The organism is Paraburkholderia sp. Ac-20336, from assembly GCF_017105025.1.
Classification (GTDB): Bacteria; Pseudomonadota; Gammaproteobacteria; order Burkholderiales; family Burkholderiaceae; genus Paraburkholderia.
In genome coordinates, this window is sequence record NZ_JAAGPS010000263.1 from 1 (window position 1) to 2,686 (window position 2,686).

The 2,686-nt window shown below is 70.0% G+C and carries 1 protein-coding gene and 1 pseudogene; both read right to left on the reverse strand.

The window, feature by feature from the left end:
* Positions 1-2,120: glycosyl transferase family protein (locus GXB81_RS30785; RefSeq protein WP_205991187.1), on the reverse strand; the 2,120-nt coding region annotated here is incomplete at its 3' end.
* An 11-nt stretch (positions 2,121-2,131) separates the two neighbouring features.
* Positions 2,132-2,686: pseudogene (locus GXB81_RS30790) on the reverse strand (cellulose synthase); the annotation flags it as partial.

Sequence of the window (2,686 nt, forward strand, 5' to 3'; positions counted from 1 at the left end):
TCGGGCACCCCCGCCTCGCGCGCGCGGGCCTGCGCCGCGATCGCATCGTTGAGCGCGCTGCTGCTGATTACGCCGCGCGCCACCATGAAGTCGCCGATACGGCCGTCGCGGTCCGGGCGATAGAGGTTCAGCGCCGCGTTGAAGCGCTCGCGCGTCACGTGGCCGAGTTCGATCAGCAGATCGCCGAGCAGCGGAACACGCGCGGCGGCCGGCCCCAGCGCTTCGGGCGTGCCGCGCAGCAGGCGCAGGCCCGTCACGACGTCGCTTTCGCGCGCGATGTGCTGCGTGACCGGCTGCCCGAGCGCCTCGGCAAGCTCCGCCAGCGTCGGCTCGGGCAGCGGGCTCGCGGTAAGCAGGATCGCGCGGCCGGCCGCGTCGGTGCCCTGCACCAGCACGCGATGACGGATCGACGCATCAACTGGCAGACGCGCGCGATCGGCGTCGAGCTGGCGCAAATCGAGCGCCGCATGCGGCAGGTCGGCCTGGAACGCGATCGCTTCGGCGAGCGTTTCCTCGTCGAGCCAGCCTTTGGCCATCAGCACGCGGCCGAGCGGCGCTTCGCGCGCGTACCAGTCGTCGAGCGCATGCGCGAGCTGCTGCTCGTCGATCGCCCGCCACGACAGCAGCAGCTCGCCGAGCCGCTGGCGGCGGCCGCCCGTCAGACCGTCCGCGGTCGGAAAATCGTGCATGGTCTTGTCCCACGCGAGCCGCTTGCCCGTCGCGAGGTGGACGAGAAACAGCCGCCACGCACGCGACACGGCCAGAAAATTGACGAAGTTGCCGACCACCATGCGCGGAATCGACATCGCGCCGTGCTCCCAGCCGTACAGCCGCGTCACGAAGTAGACGCGCTGCACGACGCGCAGCAGCAGCGCCACGGCATTGAGCCCGAGCACGACGTGCATCCACGTGGAATTGACGAACGGCGACGGCAGCAGCGCCACGGGCAGCCCCAGCGCGCTGGCGCCCATGAACAGCAGGAACTGGATCAGCAGCGCATAGGCGGCCATGCTGACGAACGCGGTCACGATCCCCTTGCGGTCGCGAAACAGCAGGTAGCGGTGGGCGAGCGAGCCGCTCCAGCCGGTGTGCTGCCAGCCCTGCAAGCCGATGCCGAGGGCCCAGCGCGCGCGCTGGCGGTAGGCGGTGCGCAGCGTGTCGGGGAAGAACTCGCGCACGCACAGCGGCATCGTGATGGTGACCTCGCGCGGCTTGCCCAAACCGAACCACGTCGCGCGGCGGGAGCGGAACTGCACCGGAAAGCGCGCGAAGATCGACTGCATGCCGAGCCTGGCAAGCCGCGCGCCGACGTCATAGTCCTCGGTCAGGCTGTCGGTGTTGAAGGGCTGGTTCTGCGTGCTCTCGGCCAGCGCGAGCAGCGCGCGCCGCGAAAAACAGGTGCCCACGCCCGCCGACGGCACCGCGCCCGCGAGACTCTCGCGCACCACGAGGTCCTTCGCGTGCCACTCGGCGAACTCGTCCATGTAGGTGCCGGCCACGAGTTCGTACCAGTGCCGCTCCAGCGAGGCAACCGGCAGCTGGATCATGTCCTTGCGCGGCAGCAGGTAATTGAAGAACTTCAGCTCGACCGGATGCAGCACGTCCTCGCTGTCGTGCAGCACGACGCCCGCGAATTCGATCCCCGCCTCGCGCTCGTGGCGAAAGATCGCCTGGATCACCCAGTTCAGGCAGTCGGCCTTGCAGGTGGGTCCGTCGTGCGGCACCTCGACGCGGTGCAGTTGCCGGTAGCGGCGGCGCATGCGCTCCACTTCCGCAATGGTCTGCGCGTCGTTGCGATAGGTGCCGACGAACACCATGTAGTTGCGGTAGTCGAGCACGCGCACCATGTCCTCGATCATGGCGGCGATCACGTCGTATTCGAGCCATGCCGGCACCATGATCGCGAGCGGCTGCTCCTCGCGCGCCTGCAACTGCGCGACCGTGAGCGGCCGGTAGGCACGCTTGACCGTCGCGGCGCGCCACGCCTCGCGCGCCCAGTACCACAGATCGATGAACAGGTCGTCGAGCGCGGACAGCAGGATCAGCACCGCGACGAAGCCCGCGCAGTACTGCAGCAGTTCGAAATACTGCGCGGCGTAGTACCCGGAATACAGACCCATGGCGCGCGGACTCACTCGCCGGCGGGCCGGCGCGCCTTGCGGCGGCGCACGAAGGCGGCCAGCAGCAGCAGCGCGACGAACCCGGCCACCACGACGGCGGGCACGAACCAGATGAGCCACTGGCGCGTCCACGGCGTGGCGGCGCTGCCCGTCTGCGGCGCCAGATCGCCTTCGTGGATGGTATCGAGCTGCTTGAGCACGCCGCTGCGGTCGATCACGGCGACGTCGCCGTGCGAAAGCTGGAAGGCCGTCGGCAGCGGCGGCGCATGGGTGCCGACGCTGCGGTAGACCACGCCTGCCGTGCCGCCCGCATGCTCGACGTCGATCACGCCGACTTCGGCCAGGTTGGCGACGCCGCTCACGTCGTAAAGCATCGCACCGCGCGGGCCGGTAATGGTCAGGCGGCCGTCCGCGATGCGCACGTGCGACTTCGGATCGGCCAGCGGCACGTCGATGGCGAGAAACGCGCCGGCGGGCGCCGCTGCTTGTCCGTCCGGGCTCACATTCAGCGCCGCGCGTTGCGGCGCGACGCCGGCCGCGTTGGCCAGACGCGCCACGCGCGGCAG